The 26,387-nt window shown below is 44.4% G+C and carries 30 protein-coding genes and 2 pseudogenes; 20 read left to right on the top strand and 12 right to left on the bottom strand.

Annotated features, from left to right (window positions below; all coding sequences use genetic code 11):
* The first annotated feature begins 147 nt into the window (after positions 1-147).
* Entirely contained in the window at positions 148-582 is a 435-nt protein-coding gene (locus RH949_RS23630) for a Fur family transcriptional regulator (protein ID WP_006104678.1), read from the top strand.
* Between the two features lie 159 nt (positions 583-741).
* Here RH949_RS23630 and RH949_RS23625 read toward each other — a convergent pair whose 3' ends face one another.
* A complete protein-coding gene (locus RH949_RS23625) occupies positions 742-2,331 on the bottom strand; it encodes a glycoside hydrolase family 57 protein (protein ID WP_006104699.1) in 1,590 nt (529 codons plus the stop codon).
* Between the two features lie 237 nt (positions 2,332-2,568).
* Here RH949_RS23625 and RH949_RS23620 point away from each other — a divergent pair, with 237 nt between their 5' ends.
* The 4 genes from RH949_RS23620 to RH949_RS23605 all read left to right on the top strand — a co-directional run bounded on the left by RH949_RS23620 (position 2,569) and on the right by RH949_RS23605 (position 6,990).
* On the top strand, positions 2,569-3,759 hold the full coding sequence (locus RH949_RS23620; RefSeq protein WP_006104795.1) for a histidine kinase: 1,191 nt from the start codon (positions 2,569-2,571) through the stop codon (positions 3,757-3,759).
* 196 nt (positions 3,760-3,955) lie between these two features.
* Positions 3,956-5,527 (top strand): ATP phosphoribosyltransferase regulatory subunit, encoded by a 1,572-nt coding sequence (gene hisZ / locus RH949_RS23615; RefSeq protein ID WP_446356571.1) that lies wholly within the window; start codon positions 3,956-3,958, stop codon positions 5,525-5,527.
* A gap of 10 nt (positions 5,528-5,537) precedes the next feature.
* Complete coding sequence (gene hisG, locus RH949_RS23610) at positions 5,538-6,587, top strand: ATP phosphoribosyltransferase (RefSeq protein ID WP_232231802.1); 1,050 nt, start codon at positions 5,538-5,540, stop codon at positions 6,585-6,587.
* 136 nt (positions 6,588-6,723) lie between these two features.
* Complete coding sequence (locus tag RH949_RS23605) at positions 6,724-6,990, top strand: ribbon-helix-helix domain-containing protein (RefSeq protein WP_446356575.1); 267 nt, start codon at positions 6,724-6,726, stop codon at positions 6,988-6,990.
* A gap of 84 nt (positions 6,991-7,074) precedes the next feature.
* Here the strand turns inward: RH949_RS23605 and RH949_RS23600 are convergent, their stop codons facing one another.
* On the bottom strand, positions 7,075-8,151 hold the full coding sequence (locus RH949_RS23600) for a fatty acid desaturase (protein ID WP_446356569.1): 1,077 nt from the start codon (positions 8,149-8,151) through the stop codon (positions 7,075-7,077).
* A gap of 679 nt (positions 8,152-8,830) precedes the next feature.
* Here RH949_RS23600 and RH949_RS23595 point away from each other — a divergent pair.
* The 7 genes from RH949_RS23595 (at position 8,831) to RH949_RS23565 (ending at position 13,539) form a co-directional block, all read left to right on the top strand.
* Positions 8,831-8,959: a hypothetical protein gene (locus tag RH949_RS23595; RefSeq protein ID WP_446356567.1), complete on the top strand. Its 129-nt coding sequence runs from the start codon at positions 8,831-8,833 to the stop codon at positions 8,957-8,959.
* On the top strand, positions 8,949-9,209 hold the full coding sequence (locus RH949_RS23590) for a ribbon-helix-helix domain-containing protein (RefSeq protein ID WP_446356565.1): 261 nt from the start codon (positions 8,949-8,951) through the stop codon (positions 9,207-9,209). Before RH949_RS23595 ends, RH949_RS23590 begins: the two co-directional genes overlap by 11 nt.
* Positions 9,210-9,244: 35 nt before the next feature.
* Positions 9,245-11,179 carry a P-loop NTPase fold protein gene (locus tag RH949_RS23585; protein WP_446356563.1) on the top strand — a complete coding sequence of 645 codons (1,935 nt, stop codon included), beginning with the start codon at positions 9,245-9,247 and terminating at the stop codon, positions 11,177-11,179.
* A 99-nt stretch (positions 11,180-11,278) separates the two neighbouring features.
* A complete protein-coding gene (locus RH949_RS23580) occupies positions 11,279-11,542 on the top strand; it encodes a hypothetical protein (protein WP_446356561.1) in 264 nt (87 codons plus the stop codon).
* Positions 11,543-12,004, top strand: coding sequence for a type II toxin-antitoxin system VapC family toxin (locus RH949_RS23575; RefSeq protein WP_446356559.1), 462 nt, complete (start codon positions 11,543-11,545; stop codon positions 12,002-12,004).
* A gap of 7 nt (positions 12,005-12,011) precedes the next feature.
* A complete protein-coding gene (locus RH949_RS23570) occupies positions 12,012-12,665 on the top strand; it encodes a glutathione S-transferase family protein (RefSeq protein WP_446356557.1) in 654 nt (217 codons plus the stop codon).
* A 268-nt stretch (positions 12,666-12,933) separates the two neighbouring features.
* On the top strand, positions 12,934-13,539 hold the full coding sequence (locus tag RH949_RS23565; protein ID WP_446356555.1) for a Uma2 family endonuclease: 606 nt from the start codon (positions 12,934-12,936) through the stop codon (positions 13,537-13,539).
* 207 nt (positions 13,540-13,746) lie between these two features.
* Here RH949_RS23565 and ilvA read toward each other — a convergent pair whose 3' ends face one another.
* Positions 13,747-15,258, bottom strand: coding sequence for a threonine ammonia-lyase, biosynthetic (gene ilvA / locus RH949_RS23560; RefSeq protein ID WP_446356553.1), 1,512 nt, complete (start codon positions 15,256-15,258; stop codon positions 13,747-13,749).
* 94 nt (positions 15,259-15,352) lie between these two features.
* On the opposite strand from ilvA, the gene RH949_RS23555 reads away from it, so the two are divergent.
* From RH949_RS23555 to RH949_RS23530, 6 genes and pseudogenes are all read left to right on the top strand, one after another.
* On the top strand, positions 15,353-15,688 hold the full coding sequence (locus RH949_RS23555) for a DUF5674 family protein (RefSeq protein ID WP_446356551.1): 336 nt from the start codon (positions 15,353-15,355) through the stop codon (positions 15,686-15,688).
* Positions 15,685-16,044: a hypothetical protein gene (locus RH949_RS23550; RefSeq protein WP_006104700.1), complete on the top strand. Its 360-nt coding sequence runs from the start codon at positions 15,685-15,687 to the stop codon at positions 16,042-16,044. Before RH949_RS23555 ends, RH949_RS23550 begins: the two co-directional genes overlap by 4 nt.
* Positions 16,045-16,106: 62 nt before the next feature.
* Positions 16,107-16,347 (top strand): annotated as a pseudogene (locus RH949_RS23545) (hypothetical protein).
* An 85-nt stretch (positions 16,348-16,432) separates the two neighbouring features.
* Positions 16,433-17,224: a hypothetical protein gene (locus RH949_RS23540; protein WP_446356549.1), complete on the top strand. Its 792-nt coding sequence runs from the start codon at positions 16,433-16,435 to the stop codon at positions 17,222-17,224.
* Positions 17,225-17,576: 352 nt separating this feature from the next.
* Positions 17,577-18,296 (top strand): hypothetical protein, encoded by a 720-nt coding sequence (locus tag RH949_RS23535; RefSeq protein ID WP_446356547.1) that lies wholly within the window; start codon positions 17,577-17,579, stop codon positions 18,294-18,296.
* Between the two features lie 232 nt (positions 18,297-18,528).
* Positions 18,529-18,630 (top strand): annotated as a pseudogene (locus tag RH949_RS23530) (addiction module protein); the annotation flags it as partial.
* Here the strand turns inward: RH949_RS23530 and RH949_RS23525 are convergent.
* The 8 genes from RH949_RS23525 to RH949_RS23490 form a co-directional block, all read right to left on the bottom strand.
* Positions 18,630-18,854, bottom strand: coding sequence for a hypothetical protein (locus RH949_RS23525; RefSeq protein WP_052307563.1), 225 nt, complete (start codon positions 18,852-18,854; stop codon positions 18,630-18,632). The pseudogene RH949_RS23530 and the gene RH949_RS23525 overlap by 1 nt on opposite strands.
* A 48-nt stretch (positions 18,855-18,902) precedes the next feature.
* Complete coding sequence (locus RH949_RS23520; RefSeq protein WP_006104721.1) at positions 18,903-19,292, bottom strand: type II toxin-antitoxin system VapC family toxin; 390 nt, start codon at positions 19,290-19,292, stop codon at positions 18,903-18,905.
* A gap of 11 nt (positions 19,293-19,303) precedes the next feature.
* Positions 19,304-19,531 carry a hypothetical protein gene (locus RH949_RS23515; protein WP_006104774.1) on the bottom strand — a complete coding sequence of 76 codons (228 nt, stop codon included), beginning with the start codon at positions 19,529-19,531 and terminating at the stop codon, positions 19,304-19,306.
* 150 nt (positions 19,532-19,681) lie between these two features.
* Complete coding sequence (locus RH949_RS23510) at positions 19,682-20,005, bottom strand: hypothetical protein (RefSeq protein WP_157453360.1); 324 nt, start codon at positions 20,003-20,005, stop codon at positions 19,682-19,684.
* An 88-nt stretch (positions 20,006-20,093) separates the two neighbouring features.
* On the bottom strand, positions 20,094-21,209 hold the full coding sequence (proB, locus tag RH949_RS23505) for a glutamate 5-kinase (RefSeq protein ID WP_446356544.1): 1,116 nt from the start codon (positions 21,207-21,209) through the stop codon (positions 20,094-20,096).
* 302 nt (positions 21,210-21,511) lie between these two features.
* The gene (locus RH949_RS23500; RefSeq protein WP_006104792.1) at positions 21,512-22,075 is read right to left on the bottom strand and encodes a YqeG family HAD IIIA-type phosphatase; all 564 of its coding nucleotides are present in this window, start codon (positions 22,073-22,075) and stop codon (positions 21,512-21,514) included.
* Positions 22,076-22,273: 198 nt separating this feature from the next.
* Positions 22,274-23,365 (bottom strand): endolytic transglycosylase MltG, encoded by a 1,092-nt coding sequence (gene mltG / locus RH949_RS23495; protein WP_446356542.1) that lies wholly within the window; start codon positions 23,363-23,365, stop codon positions 22,274-22,276.
* Between the two features lie 68 nt (positions 23,366-23,433).
* Positions 23,434-24,021, bottom strand: a complete 588-nt coding sequence (locus RH949_RS23490) for a DUF3727 domain-containing protein (RefSeq protein WP_006104710.1) — start codon at positions 24,019-24,021, stop codon at positions 23,434-23,436.
* A gap of 264 nt (positions 24,022-24,285) precedes the next feature.
* Here RH949_RS23490 and RH949_RS23485 point away from each other — a divergent pair, with 264 nt between their 5' ends.
* Together RH949_RS23485 and RH949_RS23480 are read left to right on the top strand one after the other, a co-directional pair.
* Positions 24,286-24,684: a hypothetical protein gene (locus tag RH949_RS23485; protein WP_446356540.1), complete on the top strand. Its 399-nt coding sequence runs from the start codon at positions 24,286-24,288 to the stop codon at positions 24,682-24,684.
* A gap of 131 nt (positions 24,685-24,815) precedes the next feature.
* On the top strand, positions 24,816-26,012 hold the full coding sequence (locus RH949_RS23480) for a DNA cytosine methyltransferase (protein ID WP_446356538.1): 1,197 nt from the start codon (positions 24,816-24,818) through the stop codon (positions 26,010-26,012).
* Here the strand turns inward: RH949_RS23480 and RH949_RS23475 are convergent.
* Positions 25,997-26,197 carry a hypothetical protein gene (locus tag RH949_RS23475; protein WP_446356536.1) on the bottom strand — a complete coding sequence of 67 codons (201 nt, stop codon included), beginning with the start codon at positions 26,195-26,197 and terminating at the stop codon, positions 25,997-25,999. The genes RH949_RS23480 and RH949_RS23475 overlap by 16 nt on opposite strands.
* Positions 26,198-26,387: the final 190 nt, after the last annotated feature.

The following is a 26,387-nucleotide window of genomic DNA, read 5'->3' as shown; positions in this document are numbered from 1 at the left end:
GGTGCAACGTGCAAGACCGTCACACAAAGTCGAGTAGCTGCTTCTTGGGGAGTTAAACTAGACATTTCTGTATTATATCATCAAAAATGTCTAGTTATGTCAATGATTGTCTAGATATTTACGGACTGTTAGTTAACCCCTAAATCTATGAAAGCCCAACGCACCCGTTCTCAAGAACGAATTTTAAAGTTGCTCAAAACCTTAAATCGTGCTGTCTCTGCCCAGGATATTCATATCGAGTTACGCAAGCGGAAGCAAGGTATGGGTCTAGCCACAGTTTACCGCTCTCTCGATGCCTTGAAACTTGAAGGAGTGGTACAAATGCGGACTCTAGCGACTGGCGAATCCCTCTACAGTTTATTGCAGGATCAACACCATCTCACCTGTCTCAATTGTGGGCGATCAATTCCGATCGAGGAATGTCCTGTCCACAATTTAGAGACCCAGTTACAAGATAACCACCACTTTCAAATTTACTATCATACCCTAGAATTTTTTGGACTCTGTGAGGATTGCCAAATGGTTGAAGCTGATCAAAACCGTCGTTATAGTGCCAAGGGGATGCACAGGGGAGAGTTTTGAGTTTTGGCGCGAGGGCATAAGCGCGTGACCCTTCGCCACCCAAAATCCAAGGAAACCTGGTGGGTGTGTAGGGGCGGGTTTCACTATTATCGTTTATTCTCTCACCTAGATGCGACTAAACCCGCCCCGAAGTAGAGACGTATAGCTTGTCCCCAATCTTTACAATGGACGATAAACCCGATAGTTAATTTTGGGGAAGATGTTATCGATTTCCTCGACTTTTTCTAACCAGCCGCTGTCGATTTTACCAATCTTGATATCCTCGTAAAGCTTATTAAACCGCATCAAGTGCGATCGCGTCCGCCGAACGGCATACGGTACCATGGTTCCCGTCCGCATAATAAACGCCCAGTCCGATGACTGCGCCAGGAGTACCTCTCGCGCCGCCTGGTTAAGTGCTTTCCATTCCAGTTCATCGGCGGGTTCGCGACGCCCTAACTCAATCATCCGTTCCGCTGCTTTGTGCAGGTGAGGATAAATCCAAGCATTGGTTTCATTCAGCCAATATTCATGAAATCCCTTATACCCCCAACTTGACTGAGAAGGCTTACAAACTTGCTGGGTGGGATTATCCTGCAAATAGTCCGCCAGGTGAGTCATGTCATAAGTTCCCTGGTCATACCAAGACTTGCGGAACAGATAATCGATAAACCACGGTCCCTCGTACCACCAATGACCAAACAGTTCCGCATCATAGGGGGACACCACAATCGGCGGACGCTGCATAATTCCAGCCAAATGACCCACCTGCTGTTCCCGGTTAAACATAAAGTTAGCTGCATGTTCAGCCACTTTTTCTCGCGCCCAATAGGGGTCATACAACGCCTTATCCCCTAATCCTAATCCGCGACCTGTGATCCGGTGATATTTAATTCCTGTATTTTTGCGCTGTCCATTGGGCATAATATAGGGCTTAATGTACTCGTATTCGGCTTCCCAGCCTAAATCCTTGTAAAATTCCCGATATTCCGGTGAACCCGGATACCCTACTTCCGAAGACCACACCTGCTGAGAGGACTCGTGATCTCGTCCAAATGCAGCTACCCCTGTCTCTGTATAAATTGGAGCATAAGTGCCAAACCGGGGACGGGGACGGGCATACAAGATCCCGTGACCATCGGTGAGGAAATAGCGCAAGCCTGCATCGGCGAGTAATCGTTCCACCCCTTCGTAATAGGCGCATTCGGGTAACCAAATCCCTTTCGGGGGACGCCCAAAGGTTTGTTCATAATGCTCACAAGCCACCTGAATTTGCGCCCAAACAGCTTGGGGGTACATCTTCATCAGCGGAAAATAGCCGTGAGTCGCGCCGCAAGTGATGATTTCTAGGTTATTGCTGTCGAGAAATTGTTTAAATGCCAACACTAGGTCACCGCCATAGTTATTCCAGGTTTGGCGAATCATGCTGAACTCGTTCACATAATGTTCAGCTAGGTAGCGGATATGACCATTGTGTTCGTTATGCTCGACTTCCTTTTGAACTAACTCTTCGAGTAGAGCTAGATGTTTGTCGTAGCGCTCTTGCAACAGAGGATCTTTTAGCATCGACACCAAAGGGGGTGTCATACTCATGGTGATTTTAAAGTCCACCCCATCCCGCTTTAACCCTTCAAAGACATGAAGGAGGGGGACATAAGTTTCGGTGATGGCTTCAAAAAGCCATTCTTCTTCCAGAACATAGTCACTTTCTGGATGCCGCACAAAAGGTAGATGGGCATGAAGGACGAGCGCAACGTAGCCGATAGCCATAGTGAATAGAAGTCGTGAATTGCTAGATAACGAAAAGTTTAGGATAGCCTGGGAGGTTTACAGTCATTTAAGATTTTAGGACGAAAAGGATAGATCAACCTCACAAACTATTCAGTTTTGCGGAAAATCTAAAATAGAGATTAAATTATAAGGAAGCAAAGACCCCCCAGCCCCTAGGCAGTCAAATCCAATGTTCTCCTACAATTGCCCCAGTTAAGAGTGCTAACACCCAATTTCATGCAGGTCGCTCATGAGAACTCTCCGGACGGGGAAGCCACCCTACAGCTTCTGCTGTTTGTCGATGAGCGCCCCAGTTCCCGGAAACATATCCATCACATCCGCAACTATCTGGAGTCCTTGAAACAGGACTATCCGTTTGAACTGATGATTGTGAAGGTGGGAGAACAGCCCTATTTAGCCGAACATTTTAAAATTGTAGCCACTCCAGCCCTGCTCAAGATTCATCCCCAACCCCGACAAACCCTAGCGGGAACGAATTTAGTAGGACAGTTGAAGAACTGTTGGTCACGCTGGCAACGCTGTCTCGAAGACTATAAAGCCGAGTTAACCCAGCAGATGATCTCCTCCGCTAAGGAGGATATCTCCAGTGAGAATGGCTCATCTGCCAAACCTTCCATGGCATCTTCCGTCGAAGTGATTCAACTCACGGACGAAATTTTTCGCCTCAACCAAGAAAACGCAACACTGCGGGAAAATATCCATTTTAAAGACCAAATTTTGTCCATGTTAGCCCATGACATCCGCAACCCTTTAACCGCCGCATCTATTGCCTTAGATACCCTGGAATTAGGTCAAAACAACCCGAATCAATCTCCTCGCCCTGAACTAACCCCCCGGCTAAAAGCCCGGTTATTGGAACAAGCGCGTATCCAACTCCGTACCATTGATCGCATGATTACGGAAATCCTGCAAGCCGCCAAAGGCAGCAACGCCGACTTTTATGTTAAACCCCGCAAACTGGCTTTAGGACCCTTGTGTCAAGATATTCTCAATCAAATGCAGGAGTCGTTCCAACTCAAATCCCAGATTGTGGAAACAGATATTCCCCAGGATTTACCCCTTGTCCATGCCGATAGTGAGTTGGTGCGTCAAGTCATCGTCAATCTGCTAGACAATGCCAACAAATACACCCCAAAAGGGGGTAAAATTCAGGTTTCGATGCTGCACCGCACCACCCAAAAAGTTCAAGTCTCGGTCTATGATACAGGTCCGGGTATCCCGGAAGAAAATCGCGATCGCATTTTTGAGAATCATTTCCGACTCAAACGCGATCAAGGCAAGGACGGGTACGGGATTGGTTTATCCTTGTGCCAACGCATAATCCGCGCCCATTATGGTCGCATCTGGGTCGATTCCTCGCCCAAAGGTGGTGGCTGTTTCCACTTTACCCTACCCATTTATCGGTAAACGTCAAAGCGATGTAGAGACGTTCCGATGAAATATCTTTTGTAGGGGCGGGTTTTACCGTTAACCTTTGGTGTTACCCTGATATAACTAAACCCGCCCCGACCTAACCGTTCAATTATCACAAATGACGAATGACGAATGACGAATGACATAGAGCAAATGACGAATGACATAGAGCAAATGACAAATGACCAAAATGCGAACAACCAAAATTGAACGAGTGCGGGGCGTCAACGATGTCTTGCCCGATGATTACGCCATCACTAAACAACTTGAGGATACCCTGCGTCAATGCTTCCAATCCTTCGGCTATCGTCCAATTGACGTGCCATTGATTGAATATACAGAACTGTATTTAAGGAAATCCGGTGAAGAAATCGCCCCCCGTCTCTATGACTTCATCTACCGCAACCGCCGCCTTTGCTTGCGCCCCGAATTTACCGCCTCGGTTGTCCGCGCTTATGTAGACAACCTGCAAGGCGTTCCCCAACCCATTCGCCTCTACTATGCGGGTTCCGCCTTCCGCTACGAACGCCCCCAGAAGGAACGCTACCGCCAGTTTAACCAGATGGGGATTGAACTGATTGGCGCGACAGGGGCGATGGCAGATGCCGAAATTATCGCGATCGCATCCCAAGGGTTAAATCGTTTAGGATTAAGCGGGTATCAAATCGTTCTGGGTCATATTGGTGTAATCTCTAAATTTCTCGATAACCTCCAGCTCGAAAGTCGCCTGCGTAGCTTCTTGCTAACCAATATGGAAATTTTACGCAAGGAAGGCAAAGCCGCCGTTGAACAGCGCTTGTGTGATATCTATCCCGCCTTTGCCCTCTACACCTCTAACCCCCAACTGAGTCCAGAACAGACGAACCTGGAGACAGTCCACAGCCAACGGTTGAGTCAACTCTTTCAAGGAATGGCAGAATCCGACGCCCAAACTACGATTCTGGATCTCCTAGACAGCATGAACATTGAATTGGCGGGTAATCGCGACGCCCAGGAAATTGTTGATCGCCTGCTGACCAAAATAAAACGCCAAGATCAAACTGAGAGAGTCAGTAAAGCGCTAGAGTTTATGAGTCAACTGGGACAACTGGTAGGAGAACCCACGGAAGTCTTAAAAGAAGCCCAAACACTCCTCTGTTCCCATGGCATTGATGATGCTGGACTTGAACAACTGCGTGAGATTATTAAGACATTAGAATTCTACAATCTAGATTCTAGTCAAATTAGCCTGGATTTAGGACTTAGCCGAGGATTGCAATACTATACAGGCATGATTTTTGAAATTTATCATGGCGCAGGCAAACAGGAGCGACAAATCTGCGGCGGTGGTCGATATGATGATTTAGTGGGAACCTTTGGCGGACGCCAAGATACCCCAGCTACCGGCTTTTCCTACGGGATGGAACGGCTAAGATTAGCCCTAGAAGCCGAGGGCAAAGTTTGGCAAGTACAGCGACAGATGGATGCTTTAGTTGTTCCTGTCAGTCAAGATGATGCAGGTTATGCCATTGGCGTTGCCCAACAGTTACGACAGATTGGATTGGCAGTAGCCATGGATCTTAGAGGCAAAAGTGTTTCCAGTAACTTTCAATACGCCAACAAACAAGGCATTCCCTACACCATTCTCGTGGGTTCAGAGGAACGACAAGCGTCAAATGTTGTACTCAAGCAGATGGATTCCGGAGAACAGCAGCAGCTAACCGTAAGCGACGCCGCCAAGCATATTCACGATGGATTAAAACGAATGACCAATGACAAATGACAAATAACAAATGACCAATGACAAATCACCAATGACAAATCACCAATCACCCGTTCGCCTCGCTCTCCCCAGTAAAGGAGCGCTGGAACGCTCGACAAGCAGCCTCCTGTCAGCCTGTGGGATGAGCGTCTTTAGACCCAGCGATCGCCAATATTTCGGCTCGATTCCCTCACTCCCTCAAATTAATGTACTTTTCCAACGGGCGGCTGATATTTTCACCAAAGTTGAAGAAGGTAGCGTTGACCTAGGAATTACAGGCTATGATGTCGTCTGTGAAGAAGGCGTGGGTCATGATAATGTCGTGGTTATTCATGACCGTTTGGGTTACGGTAAATGCGAACTGGTATTAGCTGTTCCCGAAAGTTGGGTAGATGTCTCCTCGATTGAAGATTTAGCCGAACTTACCCTTCTATTTAAAGAAAAAGGAAAAAACCTCAGAATTGCTACAAAATATCCCAATCTAACCAGAGATTGGTTATACGAAAAGCTAATTGTAAACTTTTCCCTCGTTTCCGTCCAAGGCGCCATGGAAGCCGCACCCAGTATGGGTTATGCCGACATGATTGCTGATGTCACCAGTACGGGAACCACCCTCCGAGAAAACCGCTTGAAGCGGATTACTGGTGGGACACTTTTGAAGTCCCAAGCCTGTCTAATTGGCAATAAACGCCTCCTCCAAGACGATCCCACGAAACTGGATACAACTAAAACGATCTTGGAATTAATTGAGGCAAATCTGAATGCCAAAAAATATGTCTCAATCACAGCAAATGTTCGCGGCAAATCAGCCGATGAAGTTGGCAACTATTTGGTCAATCATAGCGAATTGAGCGGTTTAACTGGTTTGAGAGGACCGACAATTGCCAAAGTTTATTCTAAGGAAGACAAAGATTGGTATGCCGTAACGATTGTGGTTGAGCAAAATATGTTATTAGCGGCGGTTAATCATCTGAGAAAAGCGGGGGGAAGTGATATGACGATTACATCACCGGATTACGTATTTGGTTCTCAGTCTCAGAATTATCAGGTATTCTTGGAACGGTTAAAGGAAGATTCATAAACAGAGATATCCAATGAATACGACATTGTAAAGACGTTGCATACAATCATGTAGGAATGTCGCTAGATAGCTAACTTGCTATGACATCTGGCGAGTGAGATTGCTAGAATTAGAGCAAACTTTCTGACTGAGTATGATGAGTATTACTCTAACAAAGACCCAAGAGCAATTTATTCAAACCAAATTGCGAACAGGCAAATATCGCTCGGCTGAAGAAGTTCTCGAAATTGCCTTGCAGTTGTTGGATGAATATGAGCGTGCTGACAGCGAGTGGAGCAACTCTGTACGGGCAAAAATCGATGCTGCTATTGCTGTCTCCGAACAGACTCCACCCATTGATGGCGAACCCTTTATCGCAGAGATTTTGGATCGCTTCCAGCAAGCACGCGAGACTCAAACATGACTCCGGAAAATAAGCATAATAGCCATAGAGACATTCCTGGGAATGTCTCTACAGTTCTAATGTAGTAAATCCGCGTTCTATACTTTAGTTTGATCGCGGATGTCTGGGAGATTCATAGTAAACGGGAGATCCTTGATCCTTCACGAAATGACAAGCCCAGTAAGAACGCATAAAACTCTTCCAAATCGGCTCATTGGAACAGCGATAATACTCGCCTAACACGGGTTTAAGTGCCTCAGTTGCTGTCTTCAAGTGATAGTGGGGCATATTCAAGAAAATATGATGCGCCACATGAGTCCCGATATCATGATGAATGGGATTAATAAAGCCATAATCCCGATCAATCGTTGATAATGCCCCTTTCAGGAAATACCAATCATCTCCCCGATACCAGGGAATATCTGGTTCAGTATGATGCAGGAATGTGACCAAATCTAGCCACATGACAAATACAACATAAGGAACCAGGTAATACTTCACCAGAAATAGCCAACCGAACTGAAACGTCAGTCCCCCTAAAAAGGCAACCATTAACACCCAGAGAACGGAACTGGTGACAATATCCCATTTTTCCGAGGGACGAAATAATGGACTATTGGGCAGAAAATGGGAACCCTCGCGATTAGGCGATCGCTTAAATAGATAGAGGGGATAAGCTAGCAATGGTAAATTATAGCGAAATAGCTTTTCATACCACCGCATCTGCTTATACTTAGTCTGAGATACCGGATACCAACTTTCATCGGTTTCCAGGCTACCCGTATTGGCATGATGAGTTCTGTGACTGATGCGCCACCCGTGGAAGGGAACCAGGATGGGAGTGTGAGACAGATGTCCAATCAGGTTATTCAGCCATTTAATCTTAGAGAAAGAGCCATGACCGCAGTCATGACCCACCACAAACAACGCCCAAAACATAGTTCCTTGCAGTACCCAAAAGATGGGGAAAAATAACCAGGAATCCAGTTTATAGGCGATGGCATAAAATCCAGCGATTATGCCAATGTCTAGAAAGAAATAACTGAGAGACTTCCAAACAGAAGGTTCAAAACAATAGGCAGGAATTGCCGTTTTCAAGTCTTGAAGAGTAAAGGGTAACTCTTCTTTCCGAATGGATGGGGCTGTAATTGTTGTCGGCTTGAGAACTGTGTTTGATTGCACGAAACTTCTAATTTAATTGAAAAACCTACATTTAATCAACTACCTGCCACACACAATATGCCAGGTAAAGCGGGTAAATATAGGCTTGAATTACACAAGCTTGATTGTAACCTTTTATGACCTTAGTTGTTCAAATAAATCTAAAATTAGCGGATCAGTTGTTTGTCAGTCAATAACTACGCGATCGCTTCGCGGCTCATCCCATTAGCACCAAAATAGCGTTTATGCCAGATGTTGCTTTTGATCCCCATAGCGATATCCTATAGTATCAGTCAGTGGAAAACGGAGTTGACATAATACTATAAATATGTATTCAGTAGTCAATCAGACGTAGCTCTAACACTATAACTAGATGTGTTGGTTTAAGCAACCTCAACCCAACCTACAATAATAAACGTGCGATCGCGTTCATCTTCATCTGGTGCAGCAGATCTAGCTTCTCACTACGAAAAAACTGATAGCACCCTTTTTCTAGCCATTTCAGTCAAATCGTTTTCGGTATCAATGATTACCTCAACGCACCATCATTCTGGGGATTACCAAGGATTAGCCCACCTTGTATGAAGCTGGAAACGGTTCTCCCGTACTTCGGGTGATAATCAAGTCTTATGAATTAAGCTAAAGTCCCACGGTGTAATGCTTGTAGATTGGGTTGACGCGCCGAAACCCAACATCTTATATGGCGATAACCTACAGTATACAGAAGGGATTGCCATTCCTTCATGCTTGTGCGATCGCGCCCAACCAAAAAGCAAGTGAGATTGCTAGAATTAGAGCAAACTTTCTGGCTGACTACGATGAGTATTAGTCTAACAAAGACCCAAGAGCAATTTATTCAAACCAAATTGCGAACAGGCAAATATCGCTCGGCTGAAGAAGTCCTCGAAATCGCCTTGCAGTTGTTAGATGAATATGAGCGTGCTGACAACGAGTGGCTCAAATCTGTACGGTCAAAAATAGATGCTGCTATTGCTGTCTCCGAACAGACTCCACCCATTGATGGCGAACCCTTTATCGCAGAGATTTTGGATCGCTTCCAGCAAACACGCGAGACTTAAACAGGAAACACGATTTGATTTGAGGAATAAGAACCATGACTCAGGAAAACAATCCTAATAGCCATATCGAAGCGTACTTAGATTATTATTGTAGTTTATCCCACGCACCTGGGTTTGCTGTTTTACTCAAAGGGCAATGGGGGTCAGGAAAAACATGGTTTATCAAAAAATACTACGACAAGCTAAAAGCAGATAAGCAGAAATGCTTGTATGTTAGTCTTTACGGAATGACTACCTTTTCTGAGATAGAAGATGCTTTCTTTCAGCAATTACATCCTGTACTCTCGTCCAAGGGAATGGCAATAACAGGAAAGATTGTAAAGGGATTAATAAAAGGCACAATAAAAATTGATTTAGACAGTGATGGCAAAGATGAAGGGACATTGAATCCTCAAGTTCCAGAAATTAATCTTCCTGATTATCTTAAAGATACTGATAAAAGTATTTTAATTTTCGATGATTTAGAACGTTGCCAAATAGAGCTGGGCAGTATATTAGGATACATTAACTACTTTGTAGAACATCAAGACCTAAAAATAGTTATCATTGCTAACGAGGATGAATTAGTCAAAGAGAGTAGCTATAAAAATATCAAGGAAAAGTTAATCGGCAAAACTTTTGGTGTATCTCTTGATTTTGAGGGAGCCTTAGAAAATTTTATTACTGTAGCGAACAATTCAGATGTCAGACAGTTCTTATCTGACAATACTCAATTACTACAAAAGTTATACGAAGAAGCAGAATCTGAGAATCTAAGAATTCTTAAGCAAGTTTTTTTAGACTTTGATCGGATTTTTGCAGAACTACCAGATAAGGCAAAAAATAAACCAGAGATTCTTCAAGATATTTTGACAATACTTTCAGTTTTTTCCATTGAAATTAAAAGTGGAAGGATGGAGCCAAAAGAAATTAATAAATTAGAAAAAGAATATGGATCTGTACTGAGAAATCAGGGAATGGATCGAATGCGGCGTCAAGATACTAATTCAGTCCCGGAAGAGAATATTGAACCGCAAACTTCACTTCAAAAAATGTTGGGAAGGTATCCCAACCTAAATTTACATGAGCCATTCCCCAGTAAAACATGGTGGCAAACCTTTTTTGATAAAGGCATTATAGATGCGGAGGAACTAAAGCAATCACTGCCAAGTAGTAAATATTTTCAGGATGAAAATACACCTAATTGGATTAGATTGTGGCATTTTCACTATTTAACTGATGATGATTTTTCTTATTTACTCAAAAAGGTTAAATCAGAATATTGTGACAGACAATTTAGTGATATTGGGGAAATCAAGCATATAACCGGAATTTTATTAAACTTATCTGACATTGGTTTATATAGTAGAACTAAGGCAAAAATTCTAGAGAATTCAAAACGTTATATTGATCAGTTTGTACAAGAGGCTCAACCTGAAAAGCTTCGTCAAGATATTGCTTGGGCTTTAGATGATCCATTTAGCGGCTACCTTGGACTAGCATTTTCTGGAAGAGAACTTCCAGAGTTTCAAGAATTTGTATCCTACATTAAAGAAGCTTACGACTTGAAAATGCTTAAGAGTCTGCCTAATGATGCTCAAGATTTACTGGATACCATGCAAAGCGATATATGGAAGTTCTATGAAATGATTTGCCCAAGGAGTTTGAAGAATCAATATGTATCGGGGATATACTGTGAAATTCCTATATTAAAATACATAGAACCAGCGGTTTTTGTGAAAAAAATTGTGTCTATGAACTTTGAACACCAACGAATAATTTATAGTGCGCTAACCGGACGATATAAATTTGATGGGACTAATGAGGAACTGATAGAAGAATTAGATTGGCTTAAATCGGTTCGGGATTTGTTGCTCAAAGAAGCCGATAACAGGAAAGGCAAGCTTAGCGGATATCGTTTAAACTTGCTGGTTAAAAAGTGTTTTAATCCAGCGATTGAAACGCTTGATGCAAAACATTCACCAGCATAAATGCGATCGCGCCCAGCCCTATCCCAATTAAATCCCCATGCTTTTTTAATATCCGTCGTAAAATAGGAGACAAACTCGATGAGTAAAAAGTAGAAGGCTATGCCACAAACAATCCTGAATCAAATCCTTAATCAGTTAGAGATGCTTGAGTCAGAGGAACTACAGCAACTTAATCTGGCTATCCAAAAACATCTTACTGACAAAGAAGTAGCTGAGCAACGCACAAAATTTCACCAAGCGCTGTTAACCTCTGGTTTAGTTAAACAAGTCAAAGACGCTTCTAATCATCAGCAAATTGAACGGCGTCTGATTCAGGTGCAGGATAAGCCTATTTCTGAGACAATCATTGAGGAACGCCGCTAAATGGCAGCTTATTTTATAGATAGCAGTGCATTGGTTAAACGCTACATTTATGAGATAGGTTCAGTATGGGTTTTGAATTTATTTTACCCACAACTGAATAATGATGTAGTGATTGCTTCTATCACATCTGTGGAAATTATTGCTGCAATTACCCGAAGATCGCGTGGCGGAAGTATAAGTGCTACGGATGCGACAGCAGTATGTCATCAATTCAAGAGTGATCTACAATCCGAATATCAAGTCGTCGAAATTCAACAGAGCATCATCAACTCAGCAATGGAATTAGCTGAAGCCTACGGATTAAGAGGCTACGACGCCGTTCAACTAGCAGCAGGTTGTGCGATAAATGTCCTTTGCATGGCTAACAGTTTGCCTAGTGTGATATTTGTATCTGCTGATAACGAGTTGAATATAGCCGCAGCCAGTGAGGGTATGATTGTTGAAAACCCCAATAATTACTGATAATCTAATGCTAAAGTTCTACTACAATCCAATCTCTGTTAATGCTCGCCGAGTTTGGGTGACATTACTGGAAAAACAAATTCCCTTTGAGCCAATTTTGGTGAATCTAGATGGAGATCACCTGAGTGACGACTTCACCGCCATTAACCCGCTTCAGCGAATTCCTGTCGTCATCGATAACGGATTTCGGATCGTTGAGTCGTTAGCCATTTTGGACTATTTAGAGGCGAAGTATCCAACGCCATCATTGATGCCTAATGAAATTGACGCGATCGCAACGGTTCGCATGGTAGAAATGATAGCCATTAATGAACTTCAACCGCTGATGATTCCGTTAACGAAACAATTAGTTGGACTAGAAGTTAACCCTGATAAAATTGACAATGCTCGGCAACGCATAACGACGATTATCAAATTTTATGAAAATCTTTTAGCTGGACAGTCTTACTTTGTGAACAATCAAATTACTCTAGCGGATATTGTAGCTGGAACACTGGTTCCCTCCTTGCCTCAATTTGCTTTATCTCTAGACAATTACCCATCCCTAAAAACATGGTCACAGCAACTTGAACAGCGAGAAAGTTGGCAACAGACATCGGTGAAACCGGAAATGGTTGCAGCTGCTATTCCAAATATGCGAGCAATTTTAGAGAAGCGATGATTCAGAGTATCTAGACATCCGCCCGGAACCCGGAGTTCAAACTCCGGGCTAAAAGCTAAAGTCCATTAAAATGGACTAAAACTCTTATCCAGTCAGCTTTAGCTGAATGCAAGCTTTGAGCCAGGGATTTGAATCCCTGGCTAATTGTTGCTACTGGTGCAAGATGTGAATAAAAAAGGTGAATTTAGATATGAGACAATCATAGAGATGAGGCTTCCAGTTCTACAAGCTAGAATAAACAATAAAATTGCCTTTCCCGAAAAACGCCATGACTTACACCCCCTCTAAACTTATAACATTCGATCAATTTATAGCAGAATACGGAGATAATCCCAGGTACGAACTTATTGATGGAGAACTACGAGACATGGAACCAACAGGTCCTCATGAAGAAGTTGCTGGGACTATTGCGGGTAGAATCTATGCCGAAATTATTGGTAATCAGTTAAACTGGCTAATTCCCAAAAGTTGTTTAATTAAACCACTCGCGGCTGAAGCGACAGCACTACGCCCTGATGTCATTGTTTTAGACAAAGCCGAACTCAGCAACGAACCGCTTTGGCAAAAAGAGCCAATTATTTGTAATGGCAAAACCATCAAACTTGTTGCCGAAGTTGTTAGCACCAACTGGCAAGATGACTATGCCAGAAAAGTCGAAGAGTATGCGGTTCTAGGCATTCCCGAATTCTGGATTGTAGACTTTCGCGGCTTAGGCGGTTGGCAATTCATTGGCAACCCTAAACAACCCACTTTTACAGTATGCCAACTCATGAGGGGGGCGTATCAGCAGCAAAAATATCGCTTGGGAGATACAATTACATCTTACCTCCTGCCCAACTTACAACTCAAACTCGACGATGTGATGCCCAATTAATTATTTATGGTAATCAGTATAATCACCTATCCCTGTAGGTTGGGTTTCGACTTCGCTCAACCCCACATCTCTAGTCATATAGCACTACGCACTAAGGTTAGGACAAATGAAGAAAAATTCAAATCGCTCAATTCCTTGTAAGGTAAGCTTTTGTCTTCACTATTGCAAGAAAGCCTATTGCCTATTCCCTGGCGCGTAGCGCTATAACTATCCCAAAAACAGCTTATACGCCGGATTCTGGTTTTCATCCCAATAGCGATAACCCAAGGTATCCAGAAACCCTTGCCATTCCTCCATCTCGTGCGGCGGAACCTGCATTCCCACGACAATGCGCCCATAATCAGCCCCATTATTACGATAGTGAAATAGGCTAATATTCCAATTAGGACTCATAGAACCTACAAACTTCATTAAAGCACCCGGACGTTCAGGAAACTCGAAGCGGTAAAGTAATTCATTATCCGCTAAGGGAGAATGTCCACCTACCATGTGCCGCAGGTGCATTTTCGTCAGTTCATCATCGGTTAAATCTACGGTTTTGAATCCACACCATTCAAACGCTTCTATCATCTTAGCGGCGTCGCTGCGGTTGGCAATTTGGACACCGACAAAAATATGTGCCTCGTTTTCCGCAGAAATGCGATAATTAAACTCAGTTAGATTCCGTTTACCTAAGCATTCACAAAACTGACGCAGACTACCCGGTTTTTCGGGAATTGTTACAGCAAAAATAGCTTCGCGACGTTCACCAAATTCTGCCCGTTCTGCCACAAAGCGAAGACGGTCAAAGTTCATATTAGCACCGCAAGCAACGGCAACTAAGGTTTGTCCCTGAATTTGCTCGCGTTCAACATAAGTTTTAGCGGCTGCGATCGCTAATGCTCCAGCAGGTTCTAAAATAGAGCGTGTATCCTCGAAAACATCTTTAATTGCAGCGCAGGTGGCATCGGTATCCACCAGAATAATCTCATCCACATATTCGGAGCACAGGCGAAAGGTTTCTTCCCCCACTTCTCGCACCGCTACCCCATCAGCAAATAAGCCCACTTGAGGCAATCGCACCCGTTTCCCAGCTTTCAGAGATTGATACATGGCATCCGCATCTACAGGTTCAACGCCAATTATCTTAATTTGGGGATACAACCGTTTCACATACGCCCCAATCCCAGAAATTAATCCACCGCCACCAATGGCGACAAAAATAGCATGGATAGGTTGCTGATATTGGCGGAGAATTTCCATGCCAATCGTACCTTGTCCGGCAATCACATCCGGATCATCAAAGGGATGAATAAAGGTTAACCCTTTTTCGGCTTCCAGTTTCCGGGCAAAGGCGTAGGCTTCATCGTAGGTTTCTCCCTGCAAAACCACCTCTCCCCCACGGGCTTTAACCGCATTGACTTTAACTTGGGGCGTGGTGACGGGCATCACAATAATCGCTTGGGTGCCTAGCTGACGCGCAGCCAGGGCGACGCCTTGGGCATGATTTCCCGCTGATGCTGCAATGACGCCTTGTGCCAGCATATCAGGGGGGAGTTGTACCATTTTGTTATACGCCCCGCGCAGTTTGAAGGAAAAGACGGATTGCATATCCTCCCGTTTGAGTAGGAGTTGGTTATTCAGGCGGGCGGATAGATTCGGGGCGTATTCTAGCGGGGTTTCTTGGGCAACATCGTAGACGCGGGCGGTAAGGATTTGTACTAGGTAGTCACAAAGCATGGGTAAACAGGGTGGCAGATGCAGGATGTAACGAAAATTGTACTTTACTAATTCCCTGATAAACTATGGATCTGCTTACTCAGAAGGATTTTGCATGATTCACATCATCCGTACTCGTGCCACGAAAGCGCAAATCGATGAAATGCTTGAAACCCTGAGTGTTTACATTAAGTTGGCAGTAGATATTCGGCGTGCTATTCTCGCTGGTGGTGGAGAGTTCCATGCAGATTGCGAAACAGCATTGCTTGAAGATGGCAGTCAGCAGGCAGATATCTGGGGAGCCGATTGGTATCCAGATACCCAAACTGTGACATACGAATCCCTGATCAACATCCGTCCGAGGCAAAATAATCGTTCAATGGAAATTCTCAATCCTGAAATTCGGGAACAGGTTGCCCAAATTGTTCAAAACTTATTAGGAGGGGTATGAAAGACTGGAATGCTTTACGCGAACGGTATCTAAAAGATGATTTGTCAGCTCGTTTAGGTGGGTTAGCTGCTAACTTAGCTCGAATCAAATCTCTTGTTCAGCGTGGAGCTAGTAGTAACACTGTCGAATATCTGATGAGAGAAAGCAAGTTCTTCATCGAGTGGACAGCAATGGATGCTGGAATAGAAAAGGCTGCGGATTTAGTTGAGTTACAAGTACAACTGGCTCGTTGGCAATTCGGCTGGTCAAATATTTGGGCAGATGATGGACAACGGATGAACGTTGCCGAACAAGCTAAAATTTGGTCAGATCGTGTGTTAGAAATGTCTGGTTTGCTGTCTGAGCCGATTACATAGGCGAGTTGAAGTAGTTATAGGAATTAGTGTCCGTCTCGCCACTCGCAGGGAACTTAAAGATTATGAACAAAACGCCTTTTGATCAACCCTCAAACTCTGAAGATGAGCTTTTGCCCGTACTAGTTTGATTATAAAAAGGCAAAGCCCAATCGCTTTGCCAATCGAAGTGGAAAGCCAAAGCTAACCGTCGTTGTTTTGGATGAGGATGTTGCCGAGGTTTTCTCAACACCGGAGTCAGTAAATAAGGTGCTTCGGGCACTTATTGAAGCGATGCCTCAAGCAAGTAGTAGTGAAACAGTCTAACTGTTGTGCGATCGCTCTGGGCAATGATGAATCCCAGAGGCTAAACTTGATCTGACAACAGTCGTCTTTCACCCGTCACAGGAATATGGATCAAGCTTCTATTAAGGATGTCCCCCGAAACATGAGACGAACGGGGATGCTCCTTTTTCGTGATGCCTTTATGGAAGCTTTGCAAGGTGAGACGCTCATGTGTGTGGTACATGCGGCTCATGCGGCAGAGATTCTGTTAAAAGCTCGAATAGCTCAAGAACACCCACTGTTGATCTTTTACAAACTGCCCCAGTCGAACCCCAGTAAGGATGCTCTCACACTGATTGATTTACTAGAAGGCGGGCGCACCCTATCCTATGAGGAATTGCCCAATCAGCTATGGGCAACTACAGGAATTAAGATTGAGCGGCTTAAGCAGTACCGTGAATTCGGTAGACTAAGAAACCAAATTATTCACTTTTCAATGACGAACGCGAAGGCGCTGGATATGCTAACGCTGAGTTATTCTCTTGAAGTGTTAGATCCATTGGTAGAAAGCTTCTGGGAAAGATCTGTTATTGATTTCATAAAAAACGATCCCCATCCCCCCTACGCCGATATATTTCACTCGGGAATATTTGAAGACTTAATCAAACAGAGAGGTTTTCCTATAGATCAACGGTTAAGGCGACTATTGGGAGAGGCTAGTAGAAAAGCCTGGAAACGTATGCAGGAACACTATGAAGAATATGAAGAATACCGTAGATTTCATGAGTCTAAAACCGATAAGGATTTGGCAGCTGAATACCAAGTCTGGTCTGAGTCACAGGCTGATGATGCGGATGAAAAGTATACAGAACTAGCAGAAAAACAGGCTAACTGGGAAGCTTTCCTCGACTCTTTCTAGCTAACTCTACTAGTGGTTCATGTCATTAGTTCTGATGGGTTAATTAAGACTCAAAACACCTTACTTGGGTCTTCCATTTGGCAGGCGTGAAGGGTTTCTTCAGAGATACAGCAGTTTGCTCTGCTATGCGGTACATTGTCGATCCCCCTAAATCCCCCTTAAAAAGGGGGACTTTGAGCTACTGTACTTTATTACAGTAAGGACACTCATAGACCGCAATAGGGCGGTGTGAATTCGGTTTTTTTGTACATTAGACTGCTAAGTAGCGGTTGAATAAATAGTTCTGTCGCTGCGCTCGGTTCTCCGGGTGCCGCGCATTAAAGTTGCTACTGCAACCAAAAGAGGCAAGATTATGACTAATAATGACATCTACAACAATAGACCAACAGAGCCTTTTGAAGCTGTCGAAGAACTTGTCAAGGAACTTGGTTTACCAGAGGGCTTCTACGCAGAACTTTTGGATGAAGATGATTGGTCATTCATTATTAAGCTCCATGCATTGATGGAGGCGGCTGTCACTGGTCTAATTGTAGCGGCTCTGGGTCAAAAGGAGCTTCATAACCTCATTTCAAGGCTTGCACTGAGCAACTATACCACTGGCAAAATGGCTTTTGTAAAAGCATTATCACTGCTTGAGCCTGATTATATGAGCTTCATTGTCACTCTCTCGCAAATCAGAAATGAGTTTGTTCACGACGTTTCCAATGTTGGGATGAGCCTAAAGGAATACATTGCTCAGTCTAACAAGTTGGATAGCGTTACGAAGGCTTTCTGCTTTGGTAAAGACAAGGTGGAATTTGATAAGCGCAAATTGGATAATAAAGAGTACATGAGGGAAGACCCTAAGGAAGTAATTTGGACAACAGCAGCAGTGTGTTTAGGAGTCATCTACGTTAAGAAACTCAATAAGACAGATATATGGAAGTTGAAAGAAACGCGACAGCGTATGTATGGTCGGCTGGAAGGAGTTATGCGACTAGTTGGCATCGAAACAGATGCCGAAACATTCATAGCCCAACATAAAGAAGCAAACACTGCTGAAACTGACAAAGGCGAATCCGAACAGAGCTAATAACCGCGACAGCTATAGGTTGGGTTGACTAAGGAAACCCAACATCTCATTATTCACTAGCAACACCACCATCCGCATACAGTAGAGATGATCGGGTAAAACAACGATCGCCTTTACCAGTACCCAAAGAGCGATCTGCTTTGCAGCAGCGCTTGCGCTATCGCATCATGGGCAAAACCCTGTCCGCTATATTTGAGGTATACCGCCGACTCTTCCATTTAAGTTGCTCAGCATGGACATCACAGCTACGTTGAATGAAATAGCAGCCCTCAGCATTGAAGATAGAATTCGTCTTGTGCAAGCAATCTGGGACAGTATTGCAGCCGAGCAAGCTTAGATGAAAGCTATTGTCAAGCAGATTGCACTTCCTCGTAAAGGTCGAACAGCAGGAATGAACGCTCGCTTTTTGGCTTCCACCAATACTCCCAGCAAGCCAGTAATCCGGATGCCCAGACGGTTCGCTTCTGTTCTACCACGACGCTCATCAATGAGTAACAAGTCAGCATTGATTTCCAGTGCTAAAGCGATCGCTTCAGATTCACCTGGATCGAGTTGCACTGTATGAAAGCAATTGCTCAACCATTGCGCGATCGCTCTTTTGATCAGCTATCGTAAAAACTGAGCCATTTGATAAGCCATAACTGCTGCATCAGCCGTCACGATTGTCAAGTTGTGCTGTAAAGCTTGACAGATCAGTAATCGGTCAAATGGATCGCGGTGTAGTGAGGGTAAGTTGATTAACTGAACCACACTTGCCTCATCAACAGCAAGGCTATCAATCTGGTGTCGTTCGCGTTGCTTGGGCAAATAAATTTCAGGAGACTCTGGGAGTAAGAGTTTGCCGAGTTGATACTTGATGATACACTCCCATAACGAGACAACACTCAGATAAACATCATTGTCAGGATTTTGAATGGTATCACGAAAGGTTGCTGATAGCTGATGACTACCGCTGATGAACCAGAGGAAAATGTGAGTATCTAACAATAATTTCATTTGTTGAACAATTAGCCTTCAAAATCACGAATAATCTCATCAGGCAATGGATCGTTAAATTCTGGGGGGACTGTAAACTCTCCTGCACAAAGGGCAAATGGACGGAGTTGTTTTTGCTTGTCAGGAAATATGGGCTGACTTTTACGAGATTTAGTAAACAACAAAAAATCTAAAACTTCCTCAACTAAAAAATCTGGAGCTTGAGCAATTTCCTGAATGAGTTGTTCTCTTGCAGACATTTTCACATTTCTCCGGGTTGGGGCAGTTTGTTTATTAACGACCCAATTAGGCAATCAATATAATTTTATCCCACATTTCACACGTCTAGGGACACAATTAAAGTTAACGGTTGAGATTAGAGAACAGGGACTATCTAGTTCGCGATCGCGCTATGGAGTTGAGGCTTGGCTTGGTTGGAGTAAACTTGAGCGCTCAAGTAATGACACTAGGCTTTCACTCATTCCTGAACAATCACAGCTTTTAGAAATGACGTTGCCGTTGTTTAGGCGTATGGCTCTGAAATTTGAGGGGATGGTGAGTTCTATGCCAAACCTATCGAGTTCTAAGTTTCTGGTTGTCTGTGCTGCTGGAATTGAACCCGGATCATCGCAATATTGGTCAGGCTGGGCAATCCCTGGCTCCACTCCAGCCAGAAAAGAGAGTGATGCTCCAGCTAAGGCAACTATTAATTGAGTATTAAATAGTCGGTTCATAGCTAATTTGTCCCAATTCAACAGGTATAAAAGGTATAAAAGGGTGATTAGTGGGGTGAGCATCGAACTCATTTTATAATCGGTGATCTCAGACATTACTCAAAACCAGGTTATCTCGATGCACAACTGTTTCCGCCCCACCATAGCCCAAAATTTTGGGAATGTCGGCTGATTTATGTCCCCGAATTTTCTGTAATTCCAAACTGCTGTAGTTGACCAATCCTCTAGCCATTTCTACGCCATGACTATCACAGAGTTGTACTGCATCTGAGGCGTGAAAATTGCCATCAATTGCAGTAATTCCAGCGGCTAATAAAGACTTACCCCCTTGACAAATTGCCTTCACTGCACCCTGATCTAAATACAGTTTACCCGCCGGAACTAAACTGTGAGCAATCCAACGCTTACGGGCGTTTTCGGTTCGCGGTTGGGGGGCAAATTGCGTTCCTAATGGTTCTCCCTGTAAGATTTTTTCGATCGCTTCGGGGTGTCGTCCTTGAGTAATCACGGTTCTCACTCCCGCACTCGTGGCAATTCTAGCGGCGGTAATTTTGGTTACCATTCCCCCTGTTCCCCACTGAGAACCTGCGTTCCCAGTTTGTATCTGAAGTTCGGCTAACTCTTCCATCCGGTTAACCAGGGTAATCGGTTCAGCATCAGGAACTTGACGCGGATCAGCCGAATAGAGTCGATCAACATCGGTTAATAAGAATAACCAATCGGCTTCGATTAAACTCGCCACCATTGCAGAAAGGGTATCGTTATCGCCAAACTTAAGTTCCTCGACAGCGACGGTATCATTTTCATTCACTACGGGAATGACACCAAGCTGCAACAGTTCTCGAAATGTCGCGTAAGCATTAACATAGCAACTGCGCTGTACCAAGTCTTGGCGGCTTAACAAAATTTGCGCGATCGCTTGATCGAGACTGGAAAATAAATCATCATAGACTCGCATTAACCGTCCCTGACCTACAGCCGCCACAGCTTGCTTGAGGGCGAGGGTTTGAGGACGAGTCTTTAATCCCAATCGTCCACACCCAACTCCCACGGCGCCAGAGGTGACTAAGACTACACCATAGCCAGAAGAACGCAACCGAGTCAGCGTTTCCACTAGCATCGCAATCGTTGACAGCGCTAACTGACCCGTTTCTGGATGAGTTAAACTCGATGTACCCACTTTGACAACAATTGTTTTAGTCATTCGTCATTCGTCATTCGTCATTCGTCATACTCGCTTTAGCGAGAAGCAAGCTATAGCAACCGCCATGGCTGTTAGGACACATCATTTATGTATGTAGAGACGCGCCATGGCGCGTCTCTACAATGGTGCTCCCCCTCTCAACACAATAGAGCGCTACGTCCTCAACTAAGGGATATAGCGCTCGCGATGGAATTATAACAGGTGTTTTATTATGGTTAGGGTCTTTATAGCGGCTGACCCCATTTGAACTATTATCATAATCTCATGATTTTCTGATTGCCTGCTTTTTCATAATCTTTTCTTTATATTTCAGTTTGTCTTGATTTATCATCTTTTGTAAACTTATGTTGCTTGCTGGGCAGTGATACGCCAAGAATTTGAGTGATCCAGACTTCAAAATCGCGAATGGGAGAAGAATAGGCAGTCTGAGTGGGATCTATCATTGGTTCGACGAGAATGGTAAACATACCGAGTCGGTTTCCAGCTAAGACATCTGTAAACAAGCGATCGCCTACCATCGCGATTTGTTCTACGGGCAAATTCATGGCGGCGGCGGCTTGTTTTAATTTGCGTCGGGATGGTTTAACCGCACCGTGGAGATAAGGCAGATTCAGGGAGTTAGCAATCCCACCAATGCGCGTCTCACTCAGATTATTACTCACTAGCCACAGAGACGCTACTGATCGAATATCTTCAACCCACGCCCTAAGTTCGTCTGAGGCTTGGGAGGCTTTCAGAGGAACCAAGGTTTCGTCTACATCCAGCACTAATCCTTTAAGTTGATAGTGTTGCAGGATATCTCGGGTTAACCCCACAATTGGAGCCTCCAGAACTAAGTCAGGTTCCAAGTTTGATACCCAAGCCATCTTTTCTAAGTTTGATACCCAAGACATAAGCCGTGATTTGTCCTCAGCCAATAACTTTATTCCCACCGAATGGTTGTAGCAGCGCTCCTGCTTCATCTAGCGTAGCAGTCTTCGCGATCGCAGCCTAGAACTAAAGTTCTGGCTTAAAGCTCAAACCCGTTAAAACGGGTTCAAAAATTTACCCAGTAAGCTCTATTCTTAAGGTTGTTGAATTTGCTGTGCTTCCCGTTGGTTGCGAATGGCGTCTCTTGCCGCTTCATGGGCTTCTAATGTTTTACTAAATAAATGAGTGCCATCATAGCGGGCAACAAAAAAGAGATAGTCTGTTTGTTCAGGATTAAGTGTGGCTTTTAAACTGTCTACTCGGGGACTGCCAATGGGGGTAGGCGGTAATCCGGGATTGAGATAGGTATTATAAGGAGAGGGTGTTCCCACTTGGGCATAAGTTAGGGGCTGATCTGCCGTTTGGCGAAAGCCTAATCCATATTCAACCGTAGGATCAGATTCCAGTTTCATTCCTCGGCGGAGACGGGCGGTAAATACCCCCGCAATCAGGGGGCGTTCCTCTGCCACCACTGCCTCTTTTTCTACGATACTGGCTAACGTTACCCACTCATGTAAACTGAGTTGGGTTTGCTGTTGTCCCTGTTGATACACCGGTAAAGCCACCTGCTCAAATTGTTTGAGCATTTGGTTAATAATTTGTTGGGGCGTGACGCGATCGCTCGGTAGTTGATAGGTGTCAGGATATAAGTAGCCCTCTAGGTGCGGTAAGTTACTGGGTAACCAGGGAAACTGATCGTCAGGAATCTGACTCGCCGCCGCCAGAAAGTCTTGGGCTTTAAAATATCCCAGGGATTCAAAATAGGTTGCCATTTGCTGGAGGGACCATCCTTCGGGAATCGTGAACGAGAGTTGCATCACTTCACCCGTCCAAATTTTTTGGGCAACGTCGGGTAAGGGTTGACTGGGGGATAGTTTATAGGTTCCAGCTTTAAATCCACCCTCTGGATCTTGCAGTTTTAACCAATAACCCCAGAGTCTCCACGCATTAGCTGAACGAATTAAACCCGCTTCTTCTAAATCAAAACCGATTTGTTGGGCGGCTGTTCCGGTGGGAATCTGGATTTGTAAGGTATTGGTTGATGCGTCTAAGGATTGATCGACAGGGGGAGACTGTACCCAACTCCACCATGCCCACCCCTGCCATAAACCGATTACCATGGTTACCGGGAGTAAGGCAAGATAATAAGACCATTTAGAGAATTGTTGAATCGTTTTATTTGTCATTTGTCATTTATCATTCGTCATTTGTCATACTCGCTTGCGCGAGAAGCAAGCTACGTCATTCGTCATTTTTAATCTAAATCTTCAAATAATAACTCTTCTAGCAGCGGTTGGACTTTTTGAAATTCTTCGGGGGATAAGAGTTCTAATTGACCGTTAGGGTTATGCTTGGCGAAAAAGAGTAGGGGATCAAGGGGCGTGTAAATTCCGTACTCTTGTTCTTCATGGTAAAAATTAGCCAACAATTGCAATTGTTCGGGTTCGAGTTCCACATCTTCTTCGGCGAGTTCAATACTGAGAATCTCCTCCTCATCCGCTGGCGGAAGTTCACCCGCGACGGTTAGGGTAAATGCGGTGCGTTTCAGGATGAGATTTTGTTCAGCGAGAACCGCTTGGGCATCGGAGAAGATTTCATCGATTTCTGTCTCGTCTTCTACGAGGGTAGCATCCGCGAGATCGTCAGCCTGATCATCCTCATCCCAGGCGACTATTTCGACGGGGGAATCGATAGGGAGGAGGAGTAAATAGTCGATTCCTTCCACATTAAGAGAATGCTCGATTGAACAACTGAGCGATCGCCCCGCCTCATCGGTGAGCGTCACATTACTACTACTGTGACCAGATTGTCCATTTTCTTGGGGAAAGTCAGATGAAAACATGCCGTTTTTGTCAAGGCTCATGGAATATCAAAAACTTGCCGTACTCTGGGGATCAGGTGGCAAAGTCTTAGAATATCACGGCGCATGAACTCAAAATCAGGAATTATAGCGCTACGCGCCAGGCAATAGGCAATAGGCAATAGGCAAATGGTATAAAATATAACCTCGTTTTTGTCAACGACCTAAAGGTACTCGAAAAGCATTACCTAATTTGGTAGAGTGGCGGCTGATGCTTTTGAACATGCCCAGGCTGAGGAGTTAGGAATGAATCAGACACTCAAAAATCGGGGGCAATTGCACGATCAGGCATCACCAACTGAGACTCAGAACTTGGCTGTGATCCACTCGTTCCTGAACCAATGGGACGTTGATGCTGATTTGGTATCGGAGTTTTGTCAAGGTTTAGAATGGTATCAATTTGAACTCGGTGATGATCTATTGAGCGATCGCGCCTCCAGCCAATCCCAGAATTCGGGTCAATCTGTACTGAATCCGAATGACCTTTACTTCGTTTGTCAAGGTTGGGTGCGGCTACTGGGTTACAATCCCAGCCAAAAACGTCATGTATCGGCGTGGGTACTTGAATCGGGTGAGAGTTTTGGCGCTGACTCTGTGATTGGCGATCGCACTTTACCCTACCAAGCCCGCGAGAGCCAGCCCTAACTCGGGCAAATTTTGCCAATCATTAAGTTTTATCACAAAAGACACTAGATATATCCCCTTACATTATGGGCAATTAACAGGACTTGATATAAACTTCTGGGAGCTGAAACCTTTGATCTGGAGACCCATTTATGGCAGCATCATCTTGGCATCAAGGCTGGGACATCACTGACGAAGAACGAGAGGTTTACAGGAAACGTTCTCAGGCGTCGAGTCGAGCCAAAGCCAAAGCTGTCCGGGGTGAGGGACGAAGACCGATTCATCCGATTAATGTACCTTGGCTCAATCCGGACGACCTGATGCCACAATTAGCCAGTAACGGCTGGCGATCGCTCTCTTTGTTCAGTGGTGGTGGCGGTTTAGACCTAGGCTTTGATCGCGCTGGATTTACCCATGTTGCCTCTTACGATATCTTACCTGAATCTGGTATTACCTTGAGGAACGTTCGACCAGAGTGGACTGTGTTTGGGGGGGAACAAGGAGATGTTACCCAGGTAGACTGGCGAGAGTATCGGGGTTTAGTTGACATAATCCATGGCGGTCCCCCCTGTCAACCGTTTTCTGTCGCTGGTCGTCAGCAAGGAAAAGAAGACAGCCGGGATATGTTTCCAGAATTCATCCGGGCTGTATTAGAAATTGAGCCAATTGCTTTCGTGGCGGAAAATGTTACAGCATTGGTGGGCAAAAAATTCAGTTCATATCTTAAAGAGGTTGTTGAACATCCCCTGCGTCAGAACTATACGCTAATTCGAGTTATCCTGACCGCGCCATCCTTCGGAATTCCTCAAATGAGAAAGCGTGTATTTTTTGTGGGGTTTCGTCAGGAAAAAATGGCGTCAAATTACCAGTCCCCTCTCCCCACCCACAGTTGGCATCATTTGCCTACTGATAAAGTTAAACCTCATGTTCAGCTAGATCTATTTTCGCTCCTCGACCCGTCTGAAACGTTACAACCTTGTATGGGCGTGCGTGAAGCCTTAGGACTACCTGATATAGGATTTGATACGTTATCTCCTACCATTCGCAGTTCTCTCACCGGTCCACGTCATACCACATCAGTATTAAGTAGTGTTTCCGCGCAAAAGATTTGGGAAAAACTACAAATTTGGCCCAATGGAGTCGCTCTCAATCGAGAACAGGCGCATTTATTTGTACCAGATAATGGTCACTTTCGCTTATCTGTACCTGACTGTGCGATTTTGCAAGGCTTTCCTCAATCCTGGTCATTTGATGGTGCTGTTTATAAAGCCCTAGGTCAAATTGGCAATGCTGTTCCCCCACCAATGGCATATAGAGTGGCTGTATCTATTGCTCAAGCTTTATCATGAAGCGCTTCCGCTACCAATTCTCGCAAACGTTGAGCATGATTTTCGGTAATCCGCTCCCAACCTTGAAAATAAGACGCCGGAATGTGAGGATTATTTAAGGTCGAACCTCTCTCGATTAAATACCGACATCTATCCTTTAAGATAGAAAGCATTCGTTCAGGTGAATAGCCCTGAAATAAATCCATCTGGTGACGATACTGCTGGATTGTGTACTGTTTCTTTTGTAAACGACGAGCGTCTTCTAGTGTATAAATCTGTTTTTTTCTCGACGATCATCTTGAACCGTCATTTGAAAAATTACCTTGGTTGAGAACATAGCAAACGCCCGGATTATATGATGTCCGGAAAATCACCCTTAATAAAAAAGCCCGAAAC

The sequence above is a fragment of the Coleofasciculus sp. A1-SPW-01 genome, assembly GCF_040217205.1.
Classification (GTDB): Bacteria; Cyanobacteriota; Cyanobacteriia; order Cyanobacteriales; family Coleofasciculaceae; genus Coleofasciculus; species Coleofasciculus chthonoplastes_A.
This window is presented reverse-complemented; position numbering and strand designations above follow the sequence as displayed.